Here is a 26,375-nt window from a genome sequence, read left to right as displayed (position 1 = left end):
GGCTCAAAGCGGCCAGTTTGGTAAGTGGCTACCGGGGCCTCAGTTGGAAACCCGTATTGAACATAAACTGGCGGCTGTGCAAGCTTTTGCCCGAGCGAATCCTATCGACCGCTGCCTGTTTAACGAGCCAAACGCATGTTTTGGAGTAGTCACCACCGGAAAAGGGCATCTGGATCTGCTGGAAGCGCTTGATCTGCTCGGCATTGATGAAGCTCATGCCAGGGACATGGGGCTCGATATCTACAAAGTGGGCTTGGTCTGGCCACTTGAACGGAGCGGTATTCTCAAGTTTGTTCACGACAAGGAAGAAGTGCTTGTTGTCGAGGAAAAGCGCGGCATTATCGAAAGCCAGATCAAAAGCCATGTCGGAACCGGATCACCCCGGCGACGTTCTAATCACTGGTAAACAGGACGAACTGGGATGCCCCCACAACACCTCGACCAAAGTGCCGGAAGGCAGCAAGGCGCTGGCCGGGTTGTTGTGCTCAGTGACGAACCGGAAAAGTACGATGGTAACAAGCATCTGTTCCCGGCTGATGTAAGCTTTCATGATCGCTCAGAGCTGGATAACGTTCAAAAGGAGCTGCGTGACATTCCGGGCTGCACCGTGCTGATTTACGATCAGACCTGCGCCGCAGAGAAGCGTCGCAGGCGTAAGCGCAACCTTTACCCGGATCCCGCCAAGCGGGTGTTTATCAATCATCACGTGTGTGAAGGTTGCGGCGACTGTTCTGTGCAATCGAACTGTCTTTCGGTGGTGCCGCGCCAAACAGAGCTGGGCCGCAAACGCAAGATTGACCAGTCTTCCTGTAACAAGGATTTCTCCTGCCTGAATGGCTTTTGCCCAAGCTTTGTAACCATCGAGGGTGGCCAGCTGCGCAAATCTCGCGGTACAGACACAGGCTCTGTGCTTACGGGCAAACTTACCACTATTCCGGCGCCAGTTTTGCCTGCGCTGACCGGTTCCTATGACCTGTTGGTGGATGGTGTGGGCGGCACAGGCGTCGTAACCGTGGGCCAGCTCATCACTATGGCAGCCCATCTGAAGGCTTGGGTACCTCGGTGTTGGATTTTACCGGCTTCGCCCAGAAAGGCGGCACGGTGCTCAGTTATGTTCGCATGGCGCCATCGCCAGACAAACTGCACCAAGTTCGCATCAGTAACGCTGAGGCCGATGCGGTGATCGCGTGCGACCTGGTAGTGGCTTCGTCCCAGAAGGCACTGAACGTTCTGAAACCCCTTTACACCCGTGTGGTGGCCAACGACGCAGAACTGCCCACCGCAGATTACGTGCTGTTCCGGGATGCGGACATGCAGGCCGATACGCGCCTCGATCTGATTCGCAATGCCGTTGGTGACGACAATTTCGCGCGACTGAATGCCAATGGCATTGCTGAAAAGCTGATGGGAGACACCGTGTTTTCCAACGTTATGATGCTGGGCTTTGCCTGGCAGAGAGGGCTTCTGTCTCTGTCACAGGCCTCGTTGATAAAAGCCATTGAGCTGAATGGCGTCGCGATTGACCGCAATAAGGAAGCCTTTGGCTGGGGTCGCGTAGCCGCAACAGATTTGAAGGCCATTACCGACCTGCTGAACACCGGCGAGGCTCGGGTAGAAGACGTGAAACCGGCTCAGAGCCCGGACGAAATAATCAACATTCGTCACCAGCATCTGGTGAATTATCAAAACCGGCGCTGGGCTGACCGCTATGCCTCTTTGGTAAAGCAAGTAAACGACGCAGAAGACGCCCTGGGCCAAACCAACCACTTGCTGACACAGGCCATAGCCCAGCAACTTTATCGGCTTATGGCCTTTAAAGACGAATACGAAGTGGCTCGCCTGTTTGCTGAAACCGACTTTATGAAGGAAGTGAACAACACCTTCGAAGGCGACTTTAAGGTTCATTTTCACCTGGCCCCGCCCATCATGAACCGAGGTACCGACGCACAGTAATCAGATCCACCAAAATAACGTCAGCTTATTTTACAAATCCATTGGCGGTAAATTTAATATATAATTCCAAACTCATGATTTATATTTATATTAAATATAATGGCATGATAAATGCATTAATAAAAATAAGGGCCAAATAGGTGAAAATTCTACTAGTTTCAAAAAAGCACTAATCATGGCTTCTAGGTTTTTGGCTCACTTGCAGTGTTATTTTTTCAATGGATATTATGAAAAAGGACCTCCATGAAACACACTAAATCACTACTCTTTATTTCGATCATCGCTGCAGCGTCTAGCGCACAAGCGATGCCCTTGTTAAATGCTGAGCTAAATAACCAGTCGATTTATGCCAATGTTTACGTAACCGTAGGTGCATGGGCAACCGCCGGTGGCAATATGCAGAGCCCCGGCGCGATATCAACAGGTGCGGGTTCAATTGCTGGCGGTAATATTGAGGCTGGAACCTTCGCATCTATCGGCGCCTCGGGAGCGGTCAAAGGCAATATTAAAAGTGGCACATACACAAGCGCTGGCGCAGGTGCCGGGCTCAGCGGCGACATTAAAACAGGAACCTACGCAAGCTTCGGCAATTCGGCCAGTGTCGCGGGCAGTGTTGAGAGCGGAACGACTACAACAATAGATCTCACCGCTACCGTAAATAACACGACACAAGACCTTACAATGGAACCTGGGTATAGCGCTCCCAAAGTAATCATTCAGACGGAAAATATTGAGTCTGCCCAACAAACGCTCAAAAATCTCGGACAAGGGACGCAACTAGCCGTCGGTTTCGGGACAAACGACGAACTGCTCGAAGCTGGCATCTACAGTGTCGCAGATTATCTAACGGTTGCTGCCGGCAAAACCATCACCCTTGATGGCGGAGGTGTAGATGCCTCTTGGGTTTTCAATATCTCGAACTACAGTGACCTTACGGCAGCATAGCGCAACTTCGCGCTACGCTTGTGCTAGACCTACCTGGAGGGCGTGCTCAGGCGGCCTTGACGTCTTGACTGCTGTGGCTTTGATAGGTCCACGGCAACCAGCTCTGCGGGCTTTGCCTGGCTTCGCTGGCATGACGCTGGACGCTGCGCAGATAGGTCAGCGGATTGATCCCGGCTGCGGCACAGGTTGCAATCACTGAGGTGATCACATCGGCGATGGCCGCACCGGCGGCGCTCTTGAAGAACATGGCGTTCTTGCGATTGCGGATCGGCAGCTTGAGACCACGCTCCATGCGATTGTTGTCGAGCGGTGCCCCCTCCTGGCGGCAGAACGCGCTGAGTCCGTCGAAGTGCTTGTTGAAGTAGTTGACCGCCTGGCCAAAGCTGCTGTTGGCTTCAGCCGCGTTCGCAGCCAGCCGGTCTGCGCCATAGCGGCGGATGTCTTCCATCACCGGAAGTGAGTGCTTGCGGTGATGGGCCAGCCGCTGCGCGGCCGTCATCTGCTGCTCAGTCGCTTCAGTGTCGTGTTGCCAGATCAGCTGGTAACGCGTCAGTACCGCCTCCGCCTCTTCAGGAAAGTGCACCACCAGATCAGCAAAGTTGCGCCGGCCGTGTGCATTGCACAGGGCGATGCGCAGCGGGGTGCGGCTGACATGATTGGATGAGAGCGCATCACTCATCACCAGCGGCGGCGGGCTGCCGTCACTGCGCAGGCGCAGGACATCGTCCAGTAATTCACCGGCATGGCTGAGCGATGTCTGGTACAGCACCAGGGGCGGACCGTCACCTTGCTCGGCAATCATGCCGGAGGTATGAATGCCGGAGCGCAGTCGCTCACGGCCGTCATGGCGACTGCGTTTCATGACCGGCTTCTGATCCAGTATCCGGTTCCCGGTATCGTCGATATGATACAGCCAGGCGTCGGCGGCCAGCTTGAGCAGGGTGTCATGCACCGGCTTGAGATCATTGGCCAGATGCTCGCACTGATCGAAGATCGTCGAGGCTGTCATTGGCACGCCCAGGAGCTGATTCAGGGTGCCCTGACGGTAAAACGGGTGGCCGGCGAAGTACTTGTTCATGGCCATCAGGGCTCTGGCGCCGTAGCCGTACTTCTGGCCTCGCCCGCCGTCCTGCAGAACAGAGTCTGGCAGTGTGGCCGTGATGAAGACACCGCAGGCGTTGCAGCGCAGGCGCTCGGCCACGTGCTGCACGGCATTAAACGGTGGCTGACTCTCAATGCGGACGAAGCTGGCCGGATCGTACTTGTAGAGCTTGCCGGTCTCGCATTCAGGGCAGTCGTCGCCCTTGCTGACGTCTTCGAGCGCATGATGTTCGACCGTCGGTGGCACCGCCTCGACAGCCGGTGGTTCGGCCGAGGTGGCCGGACTGCGTGATGAGGCTTTGCGTGATCCGCTCTTCCCAGTGGCGGTGCCCAGCAGACTGCTGAGCTTTTCTGAAGCATCGACCAGGCCGGCCAGCTTCCGCAGCTTGTGCAGGCCGACTCTCCTGGACTTGATGCCAGCCTGCAGCTTCGCCAGCGTCATCAGCGCATCGAGCAGCAGCCTGACATCTTCGGGTGGTAGGGCCAGATCATGATCCAGCGCATGCTGCACGCGCGTGGTCAGCGCTTCTACCTGCGCTTCGGTCAGTGTTGTGGCACTGGCAGCCATGATCTGTTCCTGTTGTGAGTCTGTTTGAAGATGTTGGCATAGCCTACTGAGTTTTCGAACGTTTTCAAGATAATTTCTCGACAGGGCCACGCAGCCACTGCCGCAGCTGCGCCGCCTCCAGCACGGTCAGCGCACTGCCTGCGGCCGGCCAGCGGGTAAAGCGGCCTTGCGAGAGGCGTTTGGTCATGAGCCAGAACCCGCTGCCGTCATAGCAGAGCACGCGGACCATGGTGCGGCTTTTGTTGGTGAAGACGAAGCGGGTATCACCGCGGGGGTCTTGTCTGAGCTGATCACGGCACAGGGCCACGAAGCCATCGATGCCGCGACGAAAGTCAGCCGGCTGCGCTGCCAGCAGGATGCGGCTCGAGCTGGTCAGCAGGATCATGCGGCCTCCGTGGCGCAGAGCGCCAGTACCAGCGCACTCACCTGAGCAGGACTGCAGGCGCCTTCGATGGTCAGCCGTTGCCCTGATGAGGTCGAGAGGGTGAAGGTTGGCAGGGCGGCATCGGCGACAGTCTGTTCAAGTGGCACGAAAGTTGGCGCTGCGGCGCCAGTGGAAGTCGATGGGTGTGAAGTACCACGCCGACGTGTCGTGGCCTGCGCCTGCAGTTTCGGTGACCAGGCACTCAGCATGGTGTAGCTGACGCCGAGCGCCTTGCTGACACAGACCCGCGAGGATGCCAGTGCCAGCGCGACGGCCCTGTCGCGCAGTGACTGAGGCACGGCAGCCCGCTGGTGTGGTCGTTGCGCACGCCAGCGCGTGAAGTCTGCGGCCAGCGAATCGAGCCGCCTCTGGAGCTGAACGGTATCGTTGACGGGGGTTAGTGGAATCATGACTGCCTCCTGATAGGGTTGAGGCATTCATTGAATCAGAAGCTCAGCAGGAAGTTGCGCTATGCTGCCGTAAGCTCACGAACTACATGACCGTTGGTGCGCTCGCAAATATAGAGTTTTTAAACGTAACCGATGAGAGCAGCATTATCTGGAATATCTTAGGCGACAAAACTGTCGGGGCCGGCGAAGGTTACACAACACTCGGCGCCGGAGCGAAATTCAGAGGCCTTGTTCTATCGAAAGGCTACATTTCCGCCGGGGACAGTGCTGTGATATTAGGCGTAGGTGACTATTGTGGCGGCGCTTTTTCAGCGACAAATTATGTCACTTTAGGCGCAAATGCCACCTTGGGAGCGGACGGTTGCAAAAACGGCGCAGCTACCGCTTACAATAATCTAGTCCGCGTACCCGAGCCTTCAACAGCCTTATTGTTGGGTTTAGGTCTAGCTTTATTTGGCATCGCTAGACGAAAGAAAGCGGGCGTTCATTGAACCAATGTGTTGCACTTGGAGCTGAAGACCGCCGAGTGCTATTATCTTTAGTATCATGAACTTATTAGTCATTAAGCAAGTATTGTTTCTCGCTGCGCCTGCTTTAGCTCACTGCTAGAAACACGCAGGCGGAATAAATAATGATAATTATTATTATTATCTTTATTATTATTGAAACATATTGATAATGCATCTCATTTAAAATGCTGTTTAATTATCAACCTCTTTCTTATTTAATAAACAAGTTGATCTGCATGAAGTGAAGATTTGAATGTTTTTTCAATTCGATCTATTATCACTGTGAAACGTATAAAACATCGTGAAGATTAATAGCTGGTTAATATTCCTAATTTAAACACATACAAGGAACTATCATGGCTGATCAGAGTCGTCGCAAGTTTATGCGTCACAGTTTGCTCGGTATGGCTGCTCTACCTCTTGGTATGGGCATACTATCTCAGCGCGCTTTCGCCCAAAGCCTTCCACCGCTCGACCCAACAACCGCTCAAGCCAAAGGGCTGAACTACGTTAAAGTGGCCGAAGAGGCCGCCGGCCACCCGGCTTATGCGGCAGGTGAACACTGCGCAAACTGCAATTTTTTCCAAGAAACCAACAATGGCTGTACATTGTTCCCGCAAAATAGCGTAGAGACCAACGGCTGGTGTCAGACTTGGGTCGCGAAGGCCTGATTACCAACGTTTGAATGATGAAGTTTTAAAAAAAACCGGTGACCGATTGTTTTCCCAAGAAAATAAATCTGCACCGGTTTTCTTTTAAAAGTCGTAAACGTGAAGTAAGTTACCTGAGCATTTTTCAGGATGACAAGCAATGATCGCTTCTTCATTTTCCCCGATTTTCTGGCGCGACGAACGCATGCCTCACGTAGAACTTCGTAAGGTCGCGGACGGGCGCCAGGTCTGCTATGCCCTCCACAGCCATCCACATTGGTCGTTAGGTGCGATTACCAGCGGAGCAAGTACGTTTCGCTATCGCGACAACCATTTTCCTGTCAGTGCCGGAGACCTGGTGACGATGAATCCGGAGTGGGCGCACGCGTGCAATCCAATAGATAACCGTCCCTGGTCATATTTAATGATGTATGTTGATACGCAGTGGTTAACAAATCTGCGATTCCAGGCGGGTTTACTCCCTACCCCAGCCTGGCAGGATCTACACACGGCTGTGCTATCCGATAGCCGCTGGTTCGATCGTTACTGCCATCTCGCAGATTGCCTTTTGGATACCCAGTCTGCGGTGACAGACAAGCAGAGAGAATTAGACACGTTTCTATCAGGTCTGATGCACGAGCTGGCAACTCAGCCAATCAATCAGCAACCGGCTACCGCGGATGTTTTAACACAGCTGGCTCGCTATATAGATCAGCATGCAACGGAAGATGTTTCGCTGGAGACCCTATGCGCCCTTTCAAGTTTAAGCGAGGGCCATTTGATCCGCTCCTTTAAACAGGCATTCGGTTTTACCCCCCATGCGTACTTAGTGAACCGACGCGTGCAACTCGGCCAAAGTGAGCTAAAACAAGGCACGCCCATTGCCGAGGCAGCCCTGAATGCAGGTTTTGCCGATCAGCCTCACTTTCAGCGTGCGTTCAAGCTACGAGTGGCCGCAACTCCAAACCAGTACCGTCTCGGTTCAGCCAACGAGAAGATACACGCAGCTGGCAGCAAGTAATAACGCCAGTGTGCGGTTGATGGTCATCAGAATGATGGGCTTTTGAACATATCGGCGCAAGAATGCGCCGGCGTAAACCCAGCAAGCCAGTGACAACCAGCAGATTGGCAGGTAAAGAGCAGCAAACAGCAGGACCTGGTTCAGATCGTTTGCGTTAGTGAACGCCCCGATGCCAGAAGCGGAGGCAAGCCAGGCTTTGGGGTTCAACCACTGCATTAAGGCGCCTGTCATGAATCCCGGTGCCTTTTTGCGGCCAGCGTCCGGCAATTGACCGCTGTCCAGGGCTAACTTGATACTCAGATAAAGCAAAAATGCGACACCCGCCCAACGCAACACACTTTGCAGCCCCGGCACCACCGTCAATAGTGAATAAAGACCCAGCCCTACCGCAATGAAGAGCACGATAAAACTCAGCGTGGCACCGGTAACAAACGTTAAGCCGGTGGCAATCGGGTAGCGGGTACCACTGCTCAGGCACACAAGATTTACAGGCCCGGGTGAAATAGAGGCCGCTAAGGCAAACGCGCACATGGGCAGAATCAAAGACATGGTTATACACTCTCCGGTCGAATCAGGAGCGGATTCTGACATGCCCGGCAGCATAGTATATTGAACAAAATTGAGGTATATCTACTATTCGATGCGAGTTTCAGCCATCAGCACGCTCATCAACTCCGCCGCTGGCAGCTCACGCGCCAGCGGCGCTCCCTGCCCCGCCCATTGTGCGGCAAATTCGTTGTTTCCCAGTTTGGACGCGGCTCCACTGAGCCGTTTAGCCGCATCGTAAGCCAGCGGATAATCCGCGGGAAACGGGCTGCCGTCTGCTTCGCCAAATGTAATCAATCGATTAACTATCCCCCGTGCCGGCCGGCCGGATAGGACATCCGTCAATCGTGTCTGCGATGCTCGTTGGCTTTTCAGATTTTCGCGATAGGCGCTATTGGCCGCAGATTCGGGGCACAGAACAAAGGCTGTTCCAAGCTGGGCGGCTACCGCGCCAAGGTTCAGCACCGAGTTGATGGCATAGCCATCCATAATGCCGCCCGCCGCAATGATGGGAAGTGTGGTTTTTGCCGCAAGCAGCCGCACAAACACCATTGTGCTCAAGCACTCATCTGTTACCTCTGGGTTAAACATGCCCCTGTGCCCGCCAGCTTCAATACCTTGGGCAACAATGGCGTTTATTCCCGCTTGTTCAATCAGCCTGGCTTCGTGAAGATTCGTCGCCGTTGCCATGGTGTAAATGCCAGCCTCACGCAAACAGGCAATGCGGTCGGCAGAGGGTATGCCGAAATGAAAACTGACGACCGCCGGGCGCAGCTCAAGCAACATCTCGAATTGTTCGTCGCCAACAAGAAATGATGTGTGAATTTCGTCGAGCTGATCGGGCGTATCCAGCCCGGCTTCGCTGAACAGCGGAGCAAGATGCGCAAGCCACGCATTTTCTCTATCAGGGTCTCGCGTTGCAGGGGCGTGGCAAAAGACGTTCACGTTGAACGGCTGTTCGGTTAGCCGGCGCGTCTGTTCGATCATCTTTCGAGCCTGGTCAATAGTGCTGGCGCCAACCCCCAATGAACCAAGCCCGCCTGCGTTCGAGACCGCAGCGGCCAATTCCGGCGTAGATACCCCAGCCATCGGTGCCTGAATAATCGGGAAGCGAATGCCCAGTTTTTCAATAAAATCCGAAGTCGCGTGCATTAATAATCCTTGAAAACCAATGCCAGTGTGTTGTTAGGCCTGCCCATTTTTCGTCAGCCTTCAGTATCCTTTTTTTGAGTCCTGGTGTCGTTAGTTGCGCGAGAGATGTTGGCAACACCCACCGGTTCTGCACTCAGATAATGGCGCGAAAGTACGAAACAGCGATTATCGTTGTGACACACGATGAAGAAATCATTCCAACGTTCAAACGCATTTATCACATACGCGACGGAGTGACTCAAGAGGAAGCGGGTGAAGGGCGGGGGTTAGAATAAAGGCTTCGGTAAATACGTTTGAGGCGCTAGTGTAAAACATTCACTTCAAATTGAAAAACCGATACCTGCACCGAACGTATGAAACATTACAATGCAGACATCGATTTAAGCGATGATCAAAACCGCAAATTCTTAAGAGTTATGTAACTTATCCCACTCTTTTTCGGCATCTTCCTGACTCATGCCGTATTTTTCCTGAACCTTGCCCAAAAAGTTATCTTTGCGACCACCAATCTCGTCGACTTCATCGTCGGTCAGTTTGCCCCAGTTTTCACGAAGCGAGCCTTTCATCTGCTTCCACTTACCTTCGGCGATATCTTTATTCATAGCAATCTCCAAATTTGATTAGTCTTTACTAATAAGCTGTTGATTAACAACTTCATCAGACTCTTGATTCGACAATGCAACAAATAAAACGGCGGAGCAGAATAGAAACGTGTTACAAAAAACTCTGCGCTGCGTCACGACCTAAGTTCGCATAAGCGCCGAACTTTAACAACGACTATAGCGTTGCGATTAATTCATAATATATTTATGTTTAGATAAAATACGTTGATTTTGAAAGTGTCATTTTTAATAAAAAAAGGGCGCCTCAACTCTCGTTGAAGCGCCCTTTTAAATACCATTCACACTTACGCGATATCAAACCGGTCAGCGTTCATAACTTTGGCCCAAACGCTCACAAAGTCGTGCGCAAAGCGCTCTTTGTTGTCGTCCTGAGCATACAATTCCGCGTAGGAGCGCAAGATCGAGTTGGAGCCGAACACCAGATCTACTCGGGTGGCGGTCCACTTCACTGCGTCTGTTTTGCGATCGCGAATCTCGTATGAGTTTTTGCCCGTCGGCTTCCAGCTGTTCCCCATGTCCGTCAGGTTCACAAAGAAGTCGTTGGTCAGTTGCCCTTCCCTGTTGGTGAATACGCCGTGTTTGCTGCCACCGTGGTTGGTGCCAAGCACACGCATTCCGCCTAGTAGTACCGTCATCTCTGGCGCTGTCAGGCCCATCAGCTGAGCACGATCCAGCAACAGTTTTTCAGGGGTAACCGTGTAATCTTTTTTCACCCAATTACGGAAGCCATCGTGAATGGGTTCCAGCGGCTCGAAAGATTCCACATCGGTCATCTCGTCGGTGGCATCGCCACGGCCGGCTGAGAATGGCACGTTTACGTTTACACCCGCGGCTTTGGCCGCCTGCTCTATGCCAACGTTACCTGCCAGCACAATCACATCGGCCACACTGGCGCCTGTATCTGCGGCAATCGCTTCCAGCACACTTAATACGCGGCCCAGGCGCTCAGGCTCGTTGCCTTCCCAGTCTTTCTGGGGGGCCAGACGAATTCGAGCTCCGTTGGCGCCGCCACGCATGTCCGAGCCGCGGTAGGTACGGGCGCTGTCCCAAGCGGTATTGATCATGTCGGTAGCGTTCAAGCCACTGGCAGCGATCTTTGCTTTAACTGTTTCTACGTCATAACCGGTATTGCCGGCCGGGATCGGGTCTTGCCAGATCAGTTCTTCCTGAGGTACTTCCGGACCAACGTAGCGCACTTTTGGTCCAAGGTCGCGGTGAGTCAGCTTGAACCAGGCGCGGGCAAACACGTCTTCAAAGTAGGCCTGATCACTAGCGAATCTCTCAGAGATTTTGCGGTACGCCGGGTCCATTTTCATGGCCATGTCGGCGTCGGTCATGATCGGGTTGCGACGCACAGACGGGTTTTCTGCATCCACCGGCTTGTCTTCTTCTTTCATGTCCACCGGCTCCCACTGCCAAGCGCCGGCCGGGCTCTTGGTCAGTTCCCACTCGTGGTTCATCAGCAATTTAAAGTAGCCGTCGTCCCATTGGGTGGGGTTGGTGGTCCAGGCACCTTCAAGACCGCTGGTGACGGTGTGATTACCGACTGTACCGGTCTTTTTATTCCAGCCCAGGCCCTGCTCTTCTACCTCAGCACCTTCCGGTGCTTCGCCCAAGTTTGCCGGATCGCCGTTACCGTGGCATTTACCCACGGTGTGGCCACCTGCGGTCAACGCGACCGTTTCTTCGTCGTTCATGGCCATACGCTTGAACGTTTCGCGCACGTCGTGGGCAGTTGCAAGCGGGTCCGGGTTGCCGTCAACGCCTTCGGGGTTCACGTAGATCAGACCCATCATCACCGCCGCCAGAGGATTTTCAAGGTCGCGCTCACCGGAATAACGGCTCTTTGCGTTATCGCTGGTAGCCAGCCACTCGTCTTCTGCGCCCCAATAAATGTCTTCTTCCGGGTGCCAGATGTCTTCGCGGCCAAAGGCGAAGCCGAAGGTTTTGAAGCCCATGGATTCATAAGCCACGTTACCCGCCAGCACAATCAGGTCAGCCCAGCTTAGTTTGTTGCCGTACTTCCGCTTTATGGGCCACAGCAGCCGGCGGGCTTTGTCGAGGTTGCCGTTATCCGGCCAGGAGTTTAGCGGAGCGAAACGCTGATTGCCGGTGCCTGCGCCACCACGGCCATCGGCAACGCGGTAGGAACCGGCTGCGTGCCACGCCAGGCGAATCATCAATCCACCGTAATGGCCCCAATCCGCCGGCCACCAATCCTGGTTATCGGTCATCAAGTCGGTCAGGTCTTTTTTAAGAGCATCAACATCCAGCTTTTTCAGCTCTTCACGATAGTTAACAGCGGCACCCAACGGCTTGGTTTTGCTATCGTGCTGATTAAGGATGGCCAGGTTAAGGGCGCTGGGCCACCACTTCATATTGCTGCCGCCAGATGTGGTGTTTCCACCGTGCATTACCGGGCATTTACCTGCAGTAGGGCTGTTGTCAGCCATGTTTTTCTCCACTTTTTTCAGGGAACGTTAGCTTCACTCAAAGACAGAGTCGCAATTATGGATTGCTTCTGTGCTGTAGCGTAATGTGACTATAAGGCAGCAGGCTAACATTAATATAATTTTCTTTTACTGCTGCATTTGTTAGCTTTTGACTATGAAAGTGCAGCCGCATCAGCTTGTTCCACTAGCAAACGCACACGCGCAAAATCTTCTTCAGTAAACACACCGTTCACCCCGGAAATGGCCGCCAGTGTCATACCGTGCTTCAGACCCAATTTGTAGATCTCCCGAACTTTCTCCCATTCAATATTGCGGCCCAGGGTAAAATTCTCGAACCGCCCTTCCAGCGCCAGTACCATAGTTTCCGCCAGGCAGGCGTAGGCAATGCCTTTGGGTAAGCCTATATCTTTCATGCGGACGTTGCCGGGCAACAAGATTTCACCGGATTCGATCACCAACACATCAGGCCGTTTGGCAACGTCTTCCGCTGAAATGTCCAAAGGCCGGGCTACGTCGGTAATCACGCAGCCGGGTTTTACCTGCATGATGTCCAGCACCCGCTTACCCGCGCCGGAGGTGGCTGTCACAATCATGTCCATCTGCGCCAGATCACGATCGGCTGCGCCGGCCACGTGCACGATAGCGCCCGGGGTTTCCTGTTCAATAGCCGCTTTTAACGCCAGCAGTTTTGCCGGTTCTGGTGCCGCCAGATAAATCTCATCCACAGCTTTTGCCAGCAGGCGTGCGCACACAGAGCCAATGGCACCGGTGGCGCCAACCACCATAGCCTTGCCCTGCATTTTGCCGTTATCGCCTATTTTGGCGCGGCCAATCTTCTTCACGGCTTCGTGGGCAGCCCACAAGGCACCAGAGGCACTGTAACTATTGCCGGTGGTGATAGGCAGCGGCGCTCGCTTGGCGACGGTAATGCCGGCGTCACCCACCACTTTGGTAAACGCACCCAGCCCCATAATTTGCGCGCCCAGTTTTTTTGCCAGTTCGGCGGCAGCCAAAAGGCGGCTATAAGTAAATTCGGGGTCGTGGGCCATGATTTCTTTTGGCGTGCCACCCACGGTAATCAGATAGCCTTCCACTTCGTCGCCGGTGGGCGACTTCAAACCGGATATTTCGGAATAAATAAATGGCGGCGCATAGGCCACGGCTTTTTCGATCAGATTCATCACCGATTTGGGTGATACCGCGGCAATCAGGTCAAGCGGTGGAGTCTTGGTCAGATACTGCTGTGACAGAGGGTGAATCACAAACGCCATGCGGTTAATGCGGCGATAGCCGTCGGGGTAAAGAATGCGTGGCTCTATGCCCAGATTCTGGATGACTTCCAGATAATCATCCGGCCCCAGTTGTGCCGGCGCCCGTGAAAGAGCCGCGCTGATCATCGCCTCCATCACATTCACGCCAACCGGGCGGCCTTCCAGCCACGGACTGTAATCCACAACCATGGCCACGCCGCGGGAGCGCATCCAGTCCAGGCCGGATTCCGACACCCGCGAGGTAATCACGGTTTTGCCGTCCAGCTGTTCACGGGTAAACGGCGCCAGGTCACCCATATTGCCAACAATGACGTGGGCTTTTTTTACCGCCGACTGCAAGCCCCTTTGTACGCGTTTTTTCCCCATGCGATACAGTGGGCCGCCCAACAGCGCTTCCACAATTCTTACAGCGCTCGGGGTCTTGGCCAAAGGCGCCGTCAGCGCAACATAGCGTTCAAGCTGCGCCAGAGACGTCAGAAAACCGGGTACGCCGTATTCAAGGTAAGGGTCGGCGAACTGAAAGTTTTCGGTGTGCTCGCTCAAAGCGCGGGCGATGCGATAGCTGGCTTTGCCATTCAGGCACAGTACCCGGGCGTTATCAAAAAAATGCCCCAGGCTCACCTGGGTTCGGCGCACCGCCCATTCCTGCAGTATGCCCCGCAGGCCAACGCCCGTTGTTACCGATGTGTTTGGCACACAGGCTTCCAACTGCGCAGTTTGCGCGTTTATCAGGCGCTCGCGGCCGATCTGATAATGGTCATGGACCATACTCAGACCAATCGCGTCCACTTCCAAGGTCCGCAGGACCCGCTCCGCCCGCTGCGGATTTGCATCAGTTCCGGTTCGAATTACCCGAAACGGTTGCCCAGGAAAGTGGTTTGCACATCGTAATCGTGTTCACTGGAACCCAAACTCACACTGACCACGGTTTTCTTTGCGGGCGATCCTTGTTGGTTAAAATCCAAATATCAGATATCAACACACTAGCTTAGACTGTTCGCGACACCCTGCTGTTGGCCCAAATCAATTAAACGTTGATCGACGGCTGTGGCCTGATTAAGGAACTCGAACATAGGTGCCACTTCACGAATTTTGCGTGCCTGGGGCCAAAGGGCTTCGGCTTCGCTAAAGCCTTGGCGCAGATAGTTCATCCACTGCTTGATCCGCCCGGTTACGTACTTGTCCTCCAGCCAGCCCTGAAGTGCGACCCCGTATTCCTGCACCAGAGTCAGTGCTTCCGGCCACGTCATCAGCTCGATGCTTTCACCACGCTGGCTGGCACGAATTTGGCGTGCCAGATCAGGCCGCGCCACCAGGCCACGGCCGATCATCACGTCGTCACAGCCGGACACTTCACGACAGCGCCAGTAGTCGGCCACCGTAAAAATGTCACCGTTGGCGATGACCTTGGCCTTTACCGCTTCCCGCGCCTTGGCAATTTCTTCCCAGTAGGCAGGCGGCTTATAGCCGTCTTTTTTGCTGCGGGCGTGAATCACGATTTCGCCGGCACCGGCGGCCTCTAAAGCTTGCGCGCAGGCCACACCCATGGAACGGTCGTCGTAACCCAGGCGCATTTTGGCGGTTACTAGAACCTTCGCAGGCACAGCCTGGCGCACGGCGACAACAATTTCGTGCATCAGCTCAGGCTCGCGCATCAACACACAGCCGCCCTTATGCTTGTTTACGGTTTTGGCCGGGCAGCCAAAGTTGATATCCACCTGGGTGGCGCCCAGTTCTGCGGCTTTGGCACCGTGGCGGGCCATCATGTGCGGGTCGGAACCCAGCAGCTGAACCGCCACCGGCACACCCACACGGGTCAGCGAGTTGTTATGAAGTTCGGGGGCATACTTGTAGAAAATTCGCGGCGGCAGCATGCCGTGGGTCACACGAATAAATTCGGTTACGCACCGGTCAATACCCCCCACTTTAGTGAGAGTTTCACGGATAGGTGCATCCACCAGCCCTTCCATCGGGGCCAGAATAATTCGCATGAGCGCTCCAGAGCAGGTCAAAACAGCGGTGAAAGAGTGATAAAAAGAGTGATAAATAGACTGACAAAAAGAGCGATAACAAAAGTGGCACCGAGAATGCCAAAAAATCAGGAGATAGAGAAGAAGGGATTATACGCGTTCTATGGTTTCAAACTTGCCTTGGTCGTTGAAGCTGATGCAAAAACTGCCACGAACACCATCGTTCAAATAAAAACGGGAAAGAATTCGAGCCGGAAAACGGACAGAGCGTCCGTCCCGGGCTCGTGCGGTCACATCTTGTGCAAGGCCCTGATAGAGCTTTATCCACTCGTCAGGGCCAATGCTAATGTCCACCACAATGCGCTGCATGGATCGTGTCCGGTCTGGCTTAGTTAGCCAGCTCCAACAGCAGACGGTTCAGGCGTGTTACGTAAGCGCCTGGGTCTTTCAGCTGTTCGCCACTGGCCAGGGTAGCTTGGTCAAGCAGAACCGCAGACAGCTCGCCAAAGCGATCTTCACTCTGCTCACGCTCCAGACGCTGCACCAGCGGGTGGTCCACGTTGATTTCGAAGATCGGCTTGCTGTCTGGCACGCTCTGGCCAGCAGCTTCCATAATCTTCTTCATCTGGGCGCCCATGTCGAAATCCGCCACTACCAGGCAGGCTGGTGAATCGGTCAACCGGTTGGTTACGCGCACTTCTTGAACCCGTTCTTCCAAGGCTTTTTTGATGCGTTCGAGCAGGCCTTGATGTTCTTTGGTGGCTTCTTCCTGGTGCTTTTTGTCTTCTTCGGTTTCGACATCGCCCAGATCCAGCTCGCCGCGAGCCACGTCCTGGAACTGCTTGCTGTCGAAGTCATTGAGGTAGCCCATCATCCACTCGTCAATGCGGTCAGACAGAATCAGCACTTCAATGCCTTTCTTGCGGAACACTTCCAGGTGCGGACTGCTCTTGGCGGCCATGAAGTTGTCAGCGGTGATGTAGTAAATCTTTTTCTGGCCTTCTTTCATGCGGCCGATGTAGTGCTCCAGCGATACATTCTGAGCTTCTTCACCAGTATGAGTGGAAGCAAAACGCAGCAGACCGGCAATTTTTTCGCGGTTGCCAAAGTCTTCCGCCGGACCTTCTTTTAGCACAGCGCCAAACTCGTTCCAGAATTTCTGGAACTCGTCGCCTTCTTTCTTGGACAGCTTCGATAACATGTCCAGAACCCGCTTGGTGACCGCGGTGCGAATGCTATCGACGATGCTGTCGTTCTGCAGAATTTCACGGGACACGTTCAGCGACAGATCGCTGGAATCAATCACACCCTTGGTGAAGCGCAGGTACAGCGGCAGGAACTGTTCGGCGTCGTCCATAATGAATACGCGCTGAACGTAGAGTTTCAGGCCACGGGGTGTTTCGCGGTTGTACAGGTCAAACGGCGCGCGAGCCGGAAGGTACAACAGGCTGGTGTAATCCAGCTTGCCTTCCACTTTATTATGAGACCAGCTCAGCGGGTCTTCAAAATCGTGGGAGATGTGCTTGTAGAACTCTTTGTATTCCTGATCTTTAATTTCCGTGCGCGGCAGTGTCCAGAGCGCAGTGGCATCGTTGACGGTTTCGTCTTTGCCCTTTTGCTCTTCTTCCTCGGATTCAGACGCCATAACCACCGGGAACGAAATGTGGTCAGAGTACTTCTTCACCAGATTGCGCAGGCGCATGCCATCGGCAAATTCTTTGGCTTCCGGCTTCAACTGCAACACAATCTCGGTGCCACGCTGGGCGCGTTCAACGGTTTCGATGGTGAATTCACCGTCGCCTTTAGACGCCCAATGTACGCCTTCGGATGCGGGTGCACCGGCGCGGCGGGTAAATACGTCTACCTGGTCAGCCACAATGAATGACGAGTAAAAGCCCACACCGAACTGGCCTATCAGCTTGCTGTCTTTTTTCTCATCGCCTGACAACTGTTTAAGGAAATCCGCAGTACCGGAACGGGCAATGGTGCCCAAATTGCTGACCACGTCTTCGCGGGCCATACCAATGCCGTTGTCACTCAGGGTAACGGTATTGGCTTCGGCATCGTACGCCAGGCGGATTTTGAGTTCGGAATCGCCTTCGTACAGGCCGTCGTCTTTAAGAGCGGCGAAGCGCAGCTTGTCTTCTGCGTCAGAAGCGTTGGAAACCAGCTCGCGAAGGAAGATTTCCTTGTTGGAATACAAGGAGTGAATCATCAGCTGTAGCAGCTGCTTTACTTCGGTCTGGAAACCCAGAGTTTCTTTTTGCGATTCAACCGTCATGGTACGTGTCTCTCCTGACTACTGTGGAACGTAAAATAAGTGGCGATTTGTGCAACGCCATGGATCATGGGAGCAGAAATGGGGCCACCCGGAAGCATTTCAAGGCTAACAAGTCAGCGGATTTAACGTCAGTGAGTAGCAAGACGGAACGCCACCTATGCTATAAAGCCCTCATTACGTGTGAATTACCAGGAGCTCGCAGTGAACCCAATCACCAAATCCCAGATGTTGAAAGCCCTACTTACCGCGCTAACACTGGCTTTTACTTTGGCCGGCTGTTCAGTCAATCCGGTCACCGGGGAACGCCAACTGTCCATTATTCCAGAAAATCAGGCATTGAGCATGGGTGCCGAGCAATACAAACCGACACAGCAAACCCAGGGAGGCCTGTTTTATCTCGACCCTGAGCTGACCGTGTACGTACGCGAAGTGGGCATGAAACTGGCGGCGGTGAGCGACCGACCCGACCTGCCCTACGATTTTGTGGTGCTGAACAGCAGCGTGCCCAACGCCTGGGCCCTGCCCGGCGGCAAGATTGCCATCAATCGCGGCCTGCTGACTGCGTTCAGCGATGAAGCCCAGCTGGCCTCGGTGCTGGGCCACGAGATTGTGCACGCCGCCGCTCGCCACAGTGTGCAGCGTATGCAGCAGGCGCAGATTATAGGCTTGGGAGTGGGTGCTCTGGGCCTGGCGCTGACGGATAACGAATGGGCGGGCATGGTGATGGGCGGCGCGGCCGTTGGCGCACAACTGGCGCTGGCGCAATACAGCCAGGGTGACGAACTGGAGTCCGACTATTACGGCATCCGCTATATGAAAGCGGCCGGCTATGACCCCCAGGCCGCTGTAGAGCTGCAGCAGATTTTTCTGGAAATGTCCAAGGGCCGCAGCGCCGGATTCATCGACGGACTGTTTGCCACTCACCCGCCATCCGCCAAACGGGTGGCCGAGAACCGTAAGCTGGTGAGCGAAATCGGTAGCGGCGGCTATCGCGGTGAAGACGTATACCAGAAGAAAACCGCCCTGCTGCGAAAACTGCAACCCGCTTACGACGCCCACGACAAGGCGGTGGAATTGGCTGGCAAGAAAGAATACGCGGCGGCCATCGACAAGGTGAACCAGGCGATCAAGCTGGCCCCGCGAGAAGCAATGTTCTACAACCTGCGCGGGCGTTTGTACCAGCAGCAGGAAAATCTGGACAAAGCCGCTAAGGATTTTGACAAGGCGGTTGAGCTTTACCCGGAAATGTATGTGTACCGTATCTACAACGGCCTGAACGCGCTGGAACAGAATAACCTGGGCAAAGCCAAAGACAATCTGACCCAGGCCAACCAGTCGGTGCCTACCTCCATCGCGTTTCTGCGCCTGGGAGACATTGCGGTGAAACAAAATGACCTTGGTGAGGCCATTGCCAACTACCGCACCGCTGCACAAGCCGGTGGCGAAATCGGCCAGGAAGCTCAGGCCAAGCTGGTGCGCCTGACCCAATAACCCGTTGATCGCAGTTTCTAAAGCCGCAGACTTAAAAGCCTGCGGCTTTTTTTATGGCAAAAACTGATCACAGCCACGGCTTTGGGCGACAGCCCGGTAAGGCGGATTGACTTTATAGAGTAATCACTCTAAAAATACCCACAGTGACATTCACAATGAGTAATAACCATGGCAACAAAGCACCTTCGGCCACTGGGCTCAAAAGCCAAACGGCTGTACGTAAACATTATGTTTCAGGTAATGGGCCGGGCCTTGCAGGCGGTCAGCGAAGTGGACGACGAGGTATGCGACGAAGCACGCCCACTGCCCACCGGTTTTCTATTCCAGATGATGGTAATGCCCAAGGGCGCAAGCCTGCTGATTGAGCATGTCGGCGACGGACGTTTTAAATACCACAGCAAAGAACCGCCAAGACCCATCGACTTATCGATAAAATTCAAACACCTGGAACACGCATTTTTGGTGCTTTCTTTCCAGGAAAAAACCTCGGTGGCCTTTGCCAGCGATCGCATGCTGGTGGATGGCGACATTAGTTACGCGGTGCGTATGACCCGCATTCTGAACCGCCTGGAAGTTTTTATTCTGCCAAAATTGGTGGCCGAGCGCGCGGTGAAAGCCTATCCCCCAAATTTGCAGCTGCCTGAGAAACTCATCAGCGCCGCCCGAATTTACCTGAAAGTTGCGACCCTTTTCATCAAAACAGCGAGAGCATCATGAGCCGCCAATATTACGAGTTCTTCTGCCCGGTCAAAGTTATTGCCGGCAAAGCCGCTATAGAGCACATCCCCTACGAACTGACCAGCATCGGGGCCAAACGCCCAATGATTGTGACCGACAAGGGCGTGCGCGCAGCCGGCCTGCTAGACCCGGTGATTGCCGCCTGCGAAGACAGCGGTTTAGAGATTGTCAGCATTTTTGATGACGTGCCACCCGATTCATCCATCAGCGTGGTGCGCACCATTGCGGCGCTTTACCGCAAAGAAAAGTGCGACTCCATCATCGCCGTAGGCGGTGGTTCGGCCATTGATACCGGTAAAGCGGTGAACATTCTGGTGTCTGAGGGCGGTGATGACTTGGCCAAGTACAGCGGTGCTGGTGTGATCAAGAAGCCGTTGAATCCGTTTTTTGTGGTGCCTACCACTGCAGGTACCGGCTCGGAAGTGACGTCTGTAGCGGTGATTACCGACGAGGTAAAAGGCGTTAAATTGCCCTTTACGTCCTCATTTTTGCTGCCCAACGCGGCGATTATTGACCCACGAATGACCATTACCCTGCCGCCGCACATCACTGCGGCAACGGGCATGGACGCCATGACCCACTCGGTGGAAGCCTACACCTGCATGGCGAAGAACCCGCTCAGCGACGCTTATGCCACAGCGGCTATCAAAAAAATCAGCCAGTTTCTACCCAAGGTGATGGACAACCCAAAAGACGTCGACGGCCGTCTGGAGTTGGCCCAGGCATCTACTATGGCGGGCATCGCGTTTTCCAACTCCATGGTGGGCCTGGTACACGCGCTTGGCCACGCCACGGGTGCTATCTGCCACCTGCCCCACGGCCTGTGCATGAGCCTGTACCTGCCCTACGTGCTGGAATACAACCTGGAAACCATTCGCCAGCCTTTGGGCGAGCTGTTGCTCTATTTGGACGGCCCGGAAGTGTATTCCGCCACGCCGGCCAGTCGCCGCGCAGAAGCCAGCATTGCCGCCCTTCGCAAGATGCGCAACACCCTGTATCAGCAGTGCCAGTTACCGCGCACCCTGAAGGAAAGCGGCAAAGTGACTTACGATCAGCTGGAAGCCATTGCCCGGATGGCGCTGGACGACGGCGCTATCATGTTCAACCCGAAAGAAGCGGATTTGAAAGACGTGCGTGCCGTATTGGAAAACGCCTGGGCCGGATAAGCCCGGGCGTTTCATGGAAATCGGCGATGCAGCCGAAAGGCTGCAACGTTGAGAACTGCGAAAGATTTATTTTCTTCTCTCAAGGCGGTGCTTATCGACCAGATGCGTCAATGTCGCACCCCCCTCATCTTCCCAGCGATCAATGCATTCCTTACCGGGCAAAATCTAAACCCCGTATCCAATGATTTCATCCTTGTTCATCTAAACGCCATGTTCGGCCCCGCAAAACTTGGCAAACCTCTACCCACGCTACGCCAAGACGCCAAGACGGTAAGACTGTAAGACTGTAAGACTGTAAGACTGTAAGACTGTCACACTTTCAATACTATTCCGTACAAGATGCTGTACAACAAGCGGTGTCCTGAGCCTGAATAACCCACCACTGACACAAAAAATTGCACACAGACTCAGAAGCAGCGCAGCCGAGGGAGCGGCATTTAGGAAGTGATCTTGATAGCGTGGCTCATCTGAGCTACATTATTAGAGTCACTTATACAGAGAAAATATCATGGCTGCTAACGACGTTGTCCGCGCTCGAATTGATCGGCACCTAAAAGATGAGGCCACCGCGATACTGGCCACTATGGGGCTTACCGTGTCTGATTTCGTACGCATCGGCCTGACTAAAGTGGTCAGCGAGCAAGGTTTGCCGTTCGAGATGCGCGTACCCAACCGGCTGACCGCCGAGACTCTCGTCAAAAGCGAACGCGGCGAGGATTTGCACCGAGCCGAAAGCGCCGAGTCACTGTTCGATGAGCTAGGCATCTGATGCTCAATCCCGTCTATTCCGGCCAGTTCAAGCGTGACCTGAAGGCCGCTAAGAAGCGCGGCAAGGATATGGAAAAGATCAAACAGCCGATGCGACTACTGCTTGAGGGTCAGCCCTTGCCAGCGGAGTACAAAGACCATCCGCTCAAGGGGGAATGGCGCAGCTTCCGCGATGCCCACATCGAACCGGATTGGCTGCTCATCTACAAGATCGATGGTGATGATGTGCGCTTCGAGCGCACGGGCCGGCACACGGATCTATTTGACGAGTAACCGGCTTGGCAGCGCAGGAAGTCCATCAAAACCACCCCTGCTCCGCCATGATCGCACCGATCAGCGCAACCGGATAGCCTGCAGCCTCCATGCGGAGCGGCAGGACAACGCCCAGTAGACTGTTGCCGGCAGTGAAGGCAACAGTACCAACCAGAAGAGATTTTACAGAGGCAAGAACCTCCCGCACGTTTTGTGTCATCAACCGGACTCCAAATCATTGTGTCAGAATCTGCAACGTGCGGTAGCCAGTCGGCACCGACATAAGACCAAAAGTTGGCGCGTTCCACCAAACACATGGTCGTTCCCGAAGGGAGGGGTGCGGATTAATGAAAGTCAGGCACGGGACAGGAGCCTCTGCGCGACCCACCGATGGTATAACCACGCCAACATGGGGCGCACCACAGGCAAGGCGATTAACCATGCCAATGGCTTTAAAATTGTAACTCGAGACATTAAGAGGATGTAGGCGTCTATTTCGCGATGCACTTGGCCTTGTGCATCCTTAACGTGTAATTCCCGCAACGCTTTATCTGGATGAATACCCTGCTGAAGAAGCTCCTCATCACGTCCGGTAATATCCAGCCACTCAACGGCTTCTCCTGTTCTACCCGCCAGCTTTTCGTACCAGCGGCGATCGCGGATGCAGACAGGACACGAGCCATCATAAAAAACGATCAGTTTTCCCGATGATCTGTTCATAAAGAATCTCCCAGTAATACAGGACGCTTTATGAAGACTCTACCATGACGGTACGTGACTGGTTGGCGGCGCAGCCAAATGGCTGCGCCGTTAAAAGTTGCAAAGCTACTCCAGCCGCCGCAACAGCAGCATCGGCGACACGGTTAACACCGGACGCAACTGCCAGCGTCCGAACAGCGACAGCACCACCGCACTGATAAATGGAATTGGTAGCACGACCAGCCAGTGAACACGGAAATCCCCTTCAAACATTTTCATCTGAAGCGCAAAGACCGCGGCTTCAGCCGCAACAACGCCGAGAATACCAGCAAAACCTCCTAGCAACGCGAATTCCAGCATGGTTGCCCGCACCAGCAAACTCTGACGACCGCCCAAGGTACGCAGCAGCGCCCCTTCGCGCTGGCGATCCTGCAAGGTGGCGCTGACTACCGCCGCCATCACCACCAGCGCAGCTGCTAAAATCAACCCCAGAATAGCCTCGATAGCTTGGGTGATTTGCACCACAATCAGCTGAATTCGTTCGATGATATTGTCAACCTCAAGCACCGACACCGTGGGGAACTGGCGGGAAAACGCGTTCAGTTCGTTTTTCGCCGTTTTCGGCAAAAAGAAACTGGTGATCCAGGTGGCTGGCAACTGGCGCAGACTGCTGTCTGGCGAAAACGCCACGTAGAAGTTGGGTGTCATACTGTCCCACTGCACGGTGCGGATACTGGTCACGGTTTCAGTGATCTGCTCGGAACCGATGGTGAAGGTCAGTACGTCACCAGGCGTAATGCCAAGCTTTCCAGCCAGCTCAGACTCCACCGATACGCCGTCAGTTTTGCCCGGGGCAAACCATTCGCCATCAACAATGCGGTTGTTTTCTGGCAGCGTGTCCATCCAGGTCAGGTTCAGCTCGCGGTTCAACGCATTCACCCGCTCGTCTTTACTCACCGCCTCTTTTATCGGCTCGCCATTAAGCAACGTCAGGCGGCCGCGCACCATCGGGTACATGGCGTCCAGCGGCTGGCCGCGACTGTTCCAGAATTCATCGATATCGTCCACTGCTTGCGGGCTGATATTGACCATAAAGTGGTTAGGCGCGCCTTCGGGCAGCTGCGCGCGCCAGTCGTCCAACAGCGAGGTACGCACCAAAATCAGGGTGGTGGCCAGCATCAGCGTCATGGCGAACACCGCAATCTGCGACAAACTAGCCTGGCGATGCCGGTAAAGACCTAACAGCGCCAGGCGCCAGGCGTTGCCACCGCCCCGAACCTTGCGCAAACTCAGCACCAGCATCCAGCCCAGCAGTACCAGAGTCGCCAGCAGCAGACCAAGGCCTACCAACAGCGCAATCACCAGTTGCACATCGCCGGCGTAGGCCCACACCAGACCAAACACGCCGACGATACCAATAATAAAGTCTGGCACCAGTTCGCGCCGGGATTCACCCGGCTGACTGCGCAGCACCCGCATAGCGGCTACGTTACGCAGGCGGCGTATGGGTGGGTAAGCAAAAGCGAACAACGACACCAGAGCCGTCAAAACCGCCGGCGTTAGAGCTTTAGGGTCAAGGTAAACGTCAACGGGTTGATCCAGCACATCACCTAGTATCTGACTCAGCCCCCAGAACAGCGGTAAGGCCACCAGCAAACCACCGACCATGCCGACAACGCCCCAAACGGCCAGTCGGCGCAGGTACAAACGGCCGATGCGAGGGCTGCCGACGCCCAGAGTTTTCAGCAAAGCTACCGTATCGCGCTGCGACACGGCGTATTGACGGCTGGCCACCGCCACCGCCACCGCGGCCAGAAGCACGGCCAGGCTACCGCCCAGCAGCAGAAAGCTTTCGGCCCGCTCCAGTGACGCCGACAGAGTTTCACCGTCACGCACGCTGCGCCATTCCTGACTGGGTTGCAGCTGGGGTTGTAGCCATTGTTCGAAACCCGACAGCTCAGCCGCGTCGCCGGCAAAAAGATACACAAAGCTGACCCGACTGCCTTCTTGCAAAACGCTGGTCGATGCCACATCGGCTTGGTGCATCATCACCCGTGGCGCCAACGCTGCTAGGCTGAAGCCACCGTCAGGCTCACGCTCCAGCAGACTGCCGATCACCAACTTGCGAGTGCCCAGCTCAAGCTCATCGCCCACATTCAATTCCAGCAAGCGCAGCAAGCGCGGGTTTATCCAAACTTCACCAGGAGCTGGGCCAGATTTCAGGGTTTGCCGTGGCTCATCGAAGCCCGTGCGAATTTCGACTTCGCCACGCAGCGGGTAACCGTCGCTGACCGCTTTCACCGAAACCAGTTGGAAGTTGCCACCGCCAAACACCATGGTGGAAAACTCGGTCATTTCTGCTGTTTCCAATCCACGCTGCTGCGCCTCAATGAGCCAGGCCGGCGGCAGTGGTTGGCCGTTTTCCGATTCCAGCTGGCGGTCAGCCGCCAGGAACGAGCTGGCCGATGACACCAGAGTGCGTTGCAACTGGCTGGCAAACAACGCGATGGTGGCCACGGTGGCTACGGCAATGATCAGTGCCGCCAGCACCACCCGAACATCGCGCTCGCGCCATTCGCGGCGCACCGACTGCAATTTACCGGTGGCAGCCATCAGCTTACTGCCTTCTGGCGGGTTTCTGGCTCGCTCAGCACGCCACCCTCAATGTGGAACTGTCGGCCACAGCGGACCGCCAGCTGTTCGTCATGAGTAACCATCACCAGGGTGGTGCCCTGCTCGCGGTTCAGTGCCATCAGCAAATCCGATACGTCTTTGCCGGTACGGTTATCAAGATTGCCGGTGGGTTCATCAGCAAATAGGATCGCAGGTTCGCACGCGAAGGCGCGGGCGATAGCCACCCGCTGTTGCTCGCCACCGGATAATTGCCGCGGGGTATGCGTCAGACGTTCGCCCAGGCCGACCCGTTGCAAAAGCTCCCGGGCTCGCGCTTCGGCATTTTGGCGACCGGCCAGTTCCAGCGGCAACATCACGTTTTCAAGAGCGGTCAGAGCCGGCAATAATTGAAATGACTGAAACACAAAGCCAACTCGTTGGGCCCGCAGCGCGGCGCGTTCGTCTTCGCCCAGGGCGCTGATGTTTGCACCATCCAGCTCAATACTGCCTTCGCTCGGCGTGTCCAGCCCGGCCAGCAAGCCCAGCAAGGTGGTTTTCCCGGAGCCGGAGCGCCCGACAATAGCAACGGAGTCACCCTGATTGATTTCCAGGTTGACTCCTTGCAAAATCGTTAGCGTATTGGATTCTAGGTCCACCTTGTGTGTCAGCTTGCTGACCCGCAATATCACGTGGGGATTCGGTCGCGTCTGGTCATTAGATTGATTCACGGCTCTGGTTAATCCTGTCCTGTGGCGAAAAATTTAGGAGACT

Annotated in this window: 27 protein-coding genes and 1 pseudogene; 13 read left to right on the top strand and 15 right to left on the bottom strand. The window is 54.8% G+C overall.

What is annotated here, in order from left to right; genetic code table 11:
- Positions 1-43: 43 nt before the first annotated feature.
- From ATG98_RS22480 to ATG98_RS15995, 4 genes are all read left to right on the top strand, one after another.
- Positions 44-406, top strand: a complete 363-nt coding sequence (locus ATG98_RS22480) for a hypothetical protein (RefSeq protein ID WP_228706170.1) — start codon at positions 44-46, stop codon at positions 404-406.
- A 15-nt stretch (positions 407-421) separates the two neighbouring features.
- Entirely contained in the window at positions 422-1,183 is a 762-nt protein-coding gene (locus tag ATG98_RS22475) for a hypothetical protein (protein WP_228706169.1), read from the top strand.
- On the top strand, positions 1,102-1,953 hold the full coding sequence (locus ATG98_RS22470) for a DUF6537 domain-containing protein (RefSeq protein ID WP_267283844.1): 852 nt from the start codon (positions 1,102-1,104) through the stop codon (positions 1,951-1,953). Before ATG98_RS22475 ends, ATG98_RS22470 begins: the two co-directional genes overlap by 82 nt.
- Positions 1,954-2,196: 243 nt before the next feature.
- On the top strand, positions 2,197-2,898 hold the full coding sequence (locus ATG98_RS15995) for a hypothetical protein (RefSeq protein WP_098423811.1): 702 nt from the start codon (positions 2,197-2,199) through the stop codon (positions 2,896-2,898).
- Positions 2,899-2,944: 46 nt separating this feature from the next.
- Here the strand turns inward: ATG98_RS15995 and tnpC are convergent, their stop codons facing one another.
- From tnpC to ATG98_RS15980, 3 genes are all read right to left on the bottom strand, one after another.
- Positions 2,945-4,567: an IS66 family transposase gene (gene tnpC / locus ATG98_RS15990; protein ID WP_098423810.1), complete on the bottom strand. Its 1,623-nt coding sequence runs from the start codon at positions 4,565-4,567 to the stop codon at positions 2,945-2,947.
- Positions 4,568-4,631: 64 nt separating this feature from the next.
- Positions 4,632-4,952: an IS66 family insertion sequence element accessory protein TnpB gene (gene tnpB, locus ATG98_RS15985; RefSeq protein WP_018405611.1), complete on the bottom strand. Its 321-nt coding sequence runs from the start codon at positions 4,950-4,952 to the stop codon at positions 4,632-4,634.
- Positions 4,949-5,428 carry a hypothetical protein gene (locus tag ATG98_RS15980; protein ID WP_143751481.1) on the bottom strand — a complete coding sequence of 160 codons (480 nt, stop codon included), beginning with the start codon at positions 5,426-5,428 and terminating at the stop codon, positions 4,949-4,951. The genes tnpB and ATG98_RS15980 overlap by 4 nt, the downstream gene beginning before the upstream one ends.
- Positions 5,429-5,487: 59 nt before the next feature.
- On the opposite strand from ATG98_RS15980, the gene ATG98_RS15975 reads away from it, so the two are divergent.
- The 3 genes from ATG98_RS15975 (at position 5,488) to ATG98_RS15965 (ending at position 7,581) form a co-directional block, all read left to right on the top strand.
- The gene (locus ATG98_RS15975; RefSeq protein ID WP_098423808.1) at positions 5,488-5,892 is read left to right on the top strand and encodes a PEP-CTERM sorting domain-containing protein; all 405 of its coding nucleotides are present in this window, start codon (positions 5,488-5,490) and stop codon (positions 5,890-5,892) included.
- 374 nt (positions 5,893-6,266) lie between these two features.
- Positions 6,267-6,581 (top strand): high-potential iron-sulfur protein, encoded by a 315-nt coding sequence (locus ATG98_RS15970; protein ID WP_098418100.1) that lies wholly within the window; start codon positions 6,267-6,269, stop codon positions 6,579-6,581.
- 139 nt (positions 6,582-6,720) lie between these two features.
- The gene (locus ATG98_RS15965; RefSeq protein WP_098423807.1) at positions 6,721-7,581 is read left to right on the top strand and encodes an AraC family transcriptional regulator; all 861 of its coding nucleotides are present in this window, start codon (positions 6,721-6,723) and stop codon (positions 7,579-7,581) included.
- Here the strand turns inward: ATG98_RS15965 and ATG98_RS15960 are convergent.
- Positions 7,543-8,130 (bottom strand): LysE family translocator, encoded by a 588-nt coding sequence (locus ATG98_RS15960; RefSeq protein WP_098418098.1) that lies wholly within the window; start codon positions 8,128-8,130, stop codon positions 7,543-7,545. The genes ATG98_RS15965 and ATG98_RS15960 overlap by 39 nt on opposite strands.
- Positions 8,131-8,214: 84 nt before the next feature.
- Positions 8,215-9,279: an NAD(P)H-dependent flavin oxidoreductase gene (locus ATG98_RS15955; RefSeq protein ID WP_098418097.1), complete on the bottom strand. Its 1,065-nt coding sequence runs from the start codon at positions 9,277-9,279 to the stop codon at positions 8,215-8,217.
- Positions 9,280-9,419: 140 nt separating this feature from the next.
- Between ATG98_RS15955 and ATG98_RS22865 the strand changes: the two are divergent.
- Positions 9,420-9,554, top strand: a pseudogene (locus ATG98_RS22865) (ABC transporter ATP-binding protein); the annotation flags it as partial.
- A gap of 132 nt (positions 9,555-9,686) precedes the next feature.
- Here ATG98_RS22865 and ATG98_RS15945 read toward each other — a convergent pair.
- The 6 genes from ATG98_RS15945 to htpG form a co-directional block, all read right to left on the bottom strand.
- Complete coding sequence (locus tag ATG98_RS15945; protein ID WP_098423806.1) at positions 9,687-9,881, bottom strand: CsbD family protein; 195 nt, start codon at positions 9,879-9,881, stop codon at positions 9,687-9,689.
- A 305-nt stretch (positions 9,882-10,186) separates the two neighbouring features.
- Positions 10,187-12,355 (bottom strand): catalase/peroxidase HPI, encoded by a 2,169-nt coding sequence (gene katG, locus ATG98_RS15940; protein WP_098423805.1) that lies wholly within the window; start codon positions 12,353-12,355, stop codon positions 10,187-10,189.
- Positions 12,356-12,507: 152 nt separating this feature from the next.
- On the bottom strand, positions 12,508-14,415 hold the full coding sequence (locus ATG98_RS15935; RefSeq protein ID WP_228706168.1) for a dehydrogenase: 1,908 nt from the start codon (positions 14,413-14,415) through the stop codon (positions 12,508-12,510).
- 194 nt (positions 14,416-14,609) lie between these two features.
- Positions 14,610-15,617 carry a tRNA dihydrouridine synthase gene (locus ATG98_RS15930; RefSeq protein ID WP_098423804.1) on the bottom strand — a complete coding sequence of 336 codons (1,008 nt, stop codon included), beginning with the start codon at positions 15,615-15,617 and terminating at the stop codon, positions 14,610-14,612.
- Positions 15,618-15,746: 129 nt separating this feature from the next.
- On the bottom strand, positions 15,747-15,965 hold the full coding sequence (locus ATG98_RS15925; protein WP_007351010.1) for a DUF2835 domain-containing protein: 219 nt from the start codon (positions 15,963-15,965) through the stop codon (positions 15,747-15,749).
- A gap of 19 nt (positions 15,966-15,984) precedes the next feature.
- Positions 15,985-17,877 carry a molecular chaperone HtpG gene (htpG, locus tag ATG98_RS15920; RefSeq protein ID WP_098423803.1) on the bottom strand — a complete coding sequence of 631 codons (1,893 nt, stop codon included), beginning with the start codon at positions 17,875-17,877 and terminating at the stop codon, positions 15,985-15,987.
- A 201-nt stretch (positions 17,878-18,078) separates the two neighbouring features.
- Between htpG and ATG98_RS15915 the strand changes: the two genes are divergently transcribed.
- The 5 genes from ATG98_RS15915 to ATG98_RS15890 all read left to right on the top strand — a co-directional run bounded on the left by ATG98_RS15915 (position 18,079) and on the right by ATG98_RS15890 (position 22,313).
- A complete protein-coding gene (locus tag ATG98_RS15915; protein WP_098423802.1) occupies positions 18,079-19,368 on the top strand; it encodes a M48 family metalloprotease in 1,290 nt (429 codons plus the stop codon).
- Between the two features lie 168 nt (positions 19,369-19,536).
- Positions 19,537-20,085, top strand: a complete 549-nt coding sequence (locus tag ATG98_RS15910) for a hypothetical protein (protein WP_098423801.1) — start codon at positions 19,537-19,539, stop codon at positions 20,083-20,085.
- A complete protein-coding gene (locus ATG98_RS15905; protein WP_098423800.1) occupies positions 20,082-21,272 on the top strand; it encodes an iron-containing alcohol dehydrogenase in 1,191 nt (396 codons plus the stop codon). The genes ATG98_RS15910 and ATG98_RS15905 overlap by 4 nt, the downstream gene beginning before the upstream one ends.
- Positions 21,273-21,780: 508 nt before the next feature.
- Complete coding sequence (locus ATG98_RS15895) at positions 21,781-22,041, top strand: type II toxin-antitoxin system RelB/DinJ family antitoxin (RefSeq protein WP_007351016.1); 261 nt, start codon at positions 21,781-21,783, stop codon at positions 22,039-22,041.
- Positions 22,041-22,313 carry a type II toxin-antitoxin system mRNA interferase toxin, RelE/StbE family gene (locus ATG98_RS15890; protein ID WP_007351017.1) on the top strand — a complete coding sequence of 91 codons (273 nt, stop codon included), beginning with the start codon at positions 22,041-22,043 and terminating at the stop codon, positions 22,311-22,313. Before ATG98_RS15895 ends, ATG98_RS15890 begins: the two co-directional genes overlap by 1 nt.
- A gap of 25 nt (positions 22,314-22,338) precedes the next feature.
- Here ATG98_RS15890 and ATG98_RS15885 read toward each other — a convergent pair whose 3' ends face one another.
- The 4 genes from ATG98_RS15885 to ATG98_RS15870 all read right to left on the bottom strand — a co-directional run bounded on the left by ATG98_RS15885 (position 22,339) and on the right by ATG98_RS15870 (position 26,332).
- Entirely contained in the window at positions 22,339-22,512 is a 174-nt protein-coding gene (locus tag ATG98_RS15885) for a hypothetical protein (protein ID WP_007351018.1), read from the bottom strand.
- 134 nt (positions 22,513-22,646) lie between these two features.
- The gene (locus tag ATG98_RS15880) at positions 22,647-23,012 is read right to left on the bottom strand and encodes a thiol-disulfide oxidoreductase DCC family protein (protein ID WP_007351019.1); all 366 of its coding nucleotides are present in this window, start codon (positions 23,010-23,012) and stop codon (positions 22,647-22,649) included.
- A gap of 105 nt (positions 23,013-23,117) precedes the next feature.
- Positions 23,118-25,604, bottom strand: coding sequence for an ABC transporter permease (locus ATG98_RS15875; RefSeq protein ID WP_098423798.1), 2,487 nt, complete (start codon positions 25,602-25,604; stop codon positions 23,118-23,120).
- Entirely contained in the window at positions 25,604-26,332 is a 729-nt protein-coding gene (locus tag ATG98_RS15870) for an ABC transporter ATP-binding protein (protein WP_098418087.1), read from the bottom strand. The genes ATG98_RS15875 and ATG98_RS15870 overlap by 1 nt, the downstream gene beginning before the upstream one ends.
- Between the last annotated feature and the right edge of the window lie 43 nt (positions 26,333-26,375).

The organism is Marinobacter sp. LV10R520-4 (assembly GCF_002563815.1).
Taxonomy (GTDB): Bacteria; Pseudomonadota; Gammaproteobacteria; order Pseudomonadales; family Oleiphilaceae; genus Marinobacter.
This window is presented reverse-complemented; position numbering and strand designations above follow the sequence as displayed.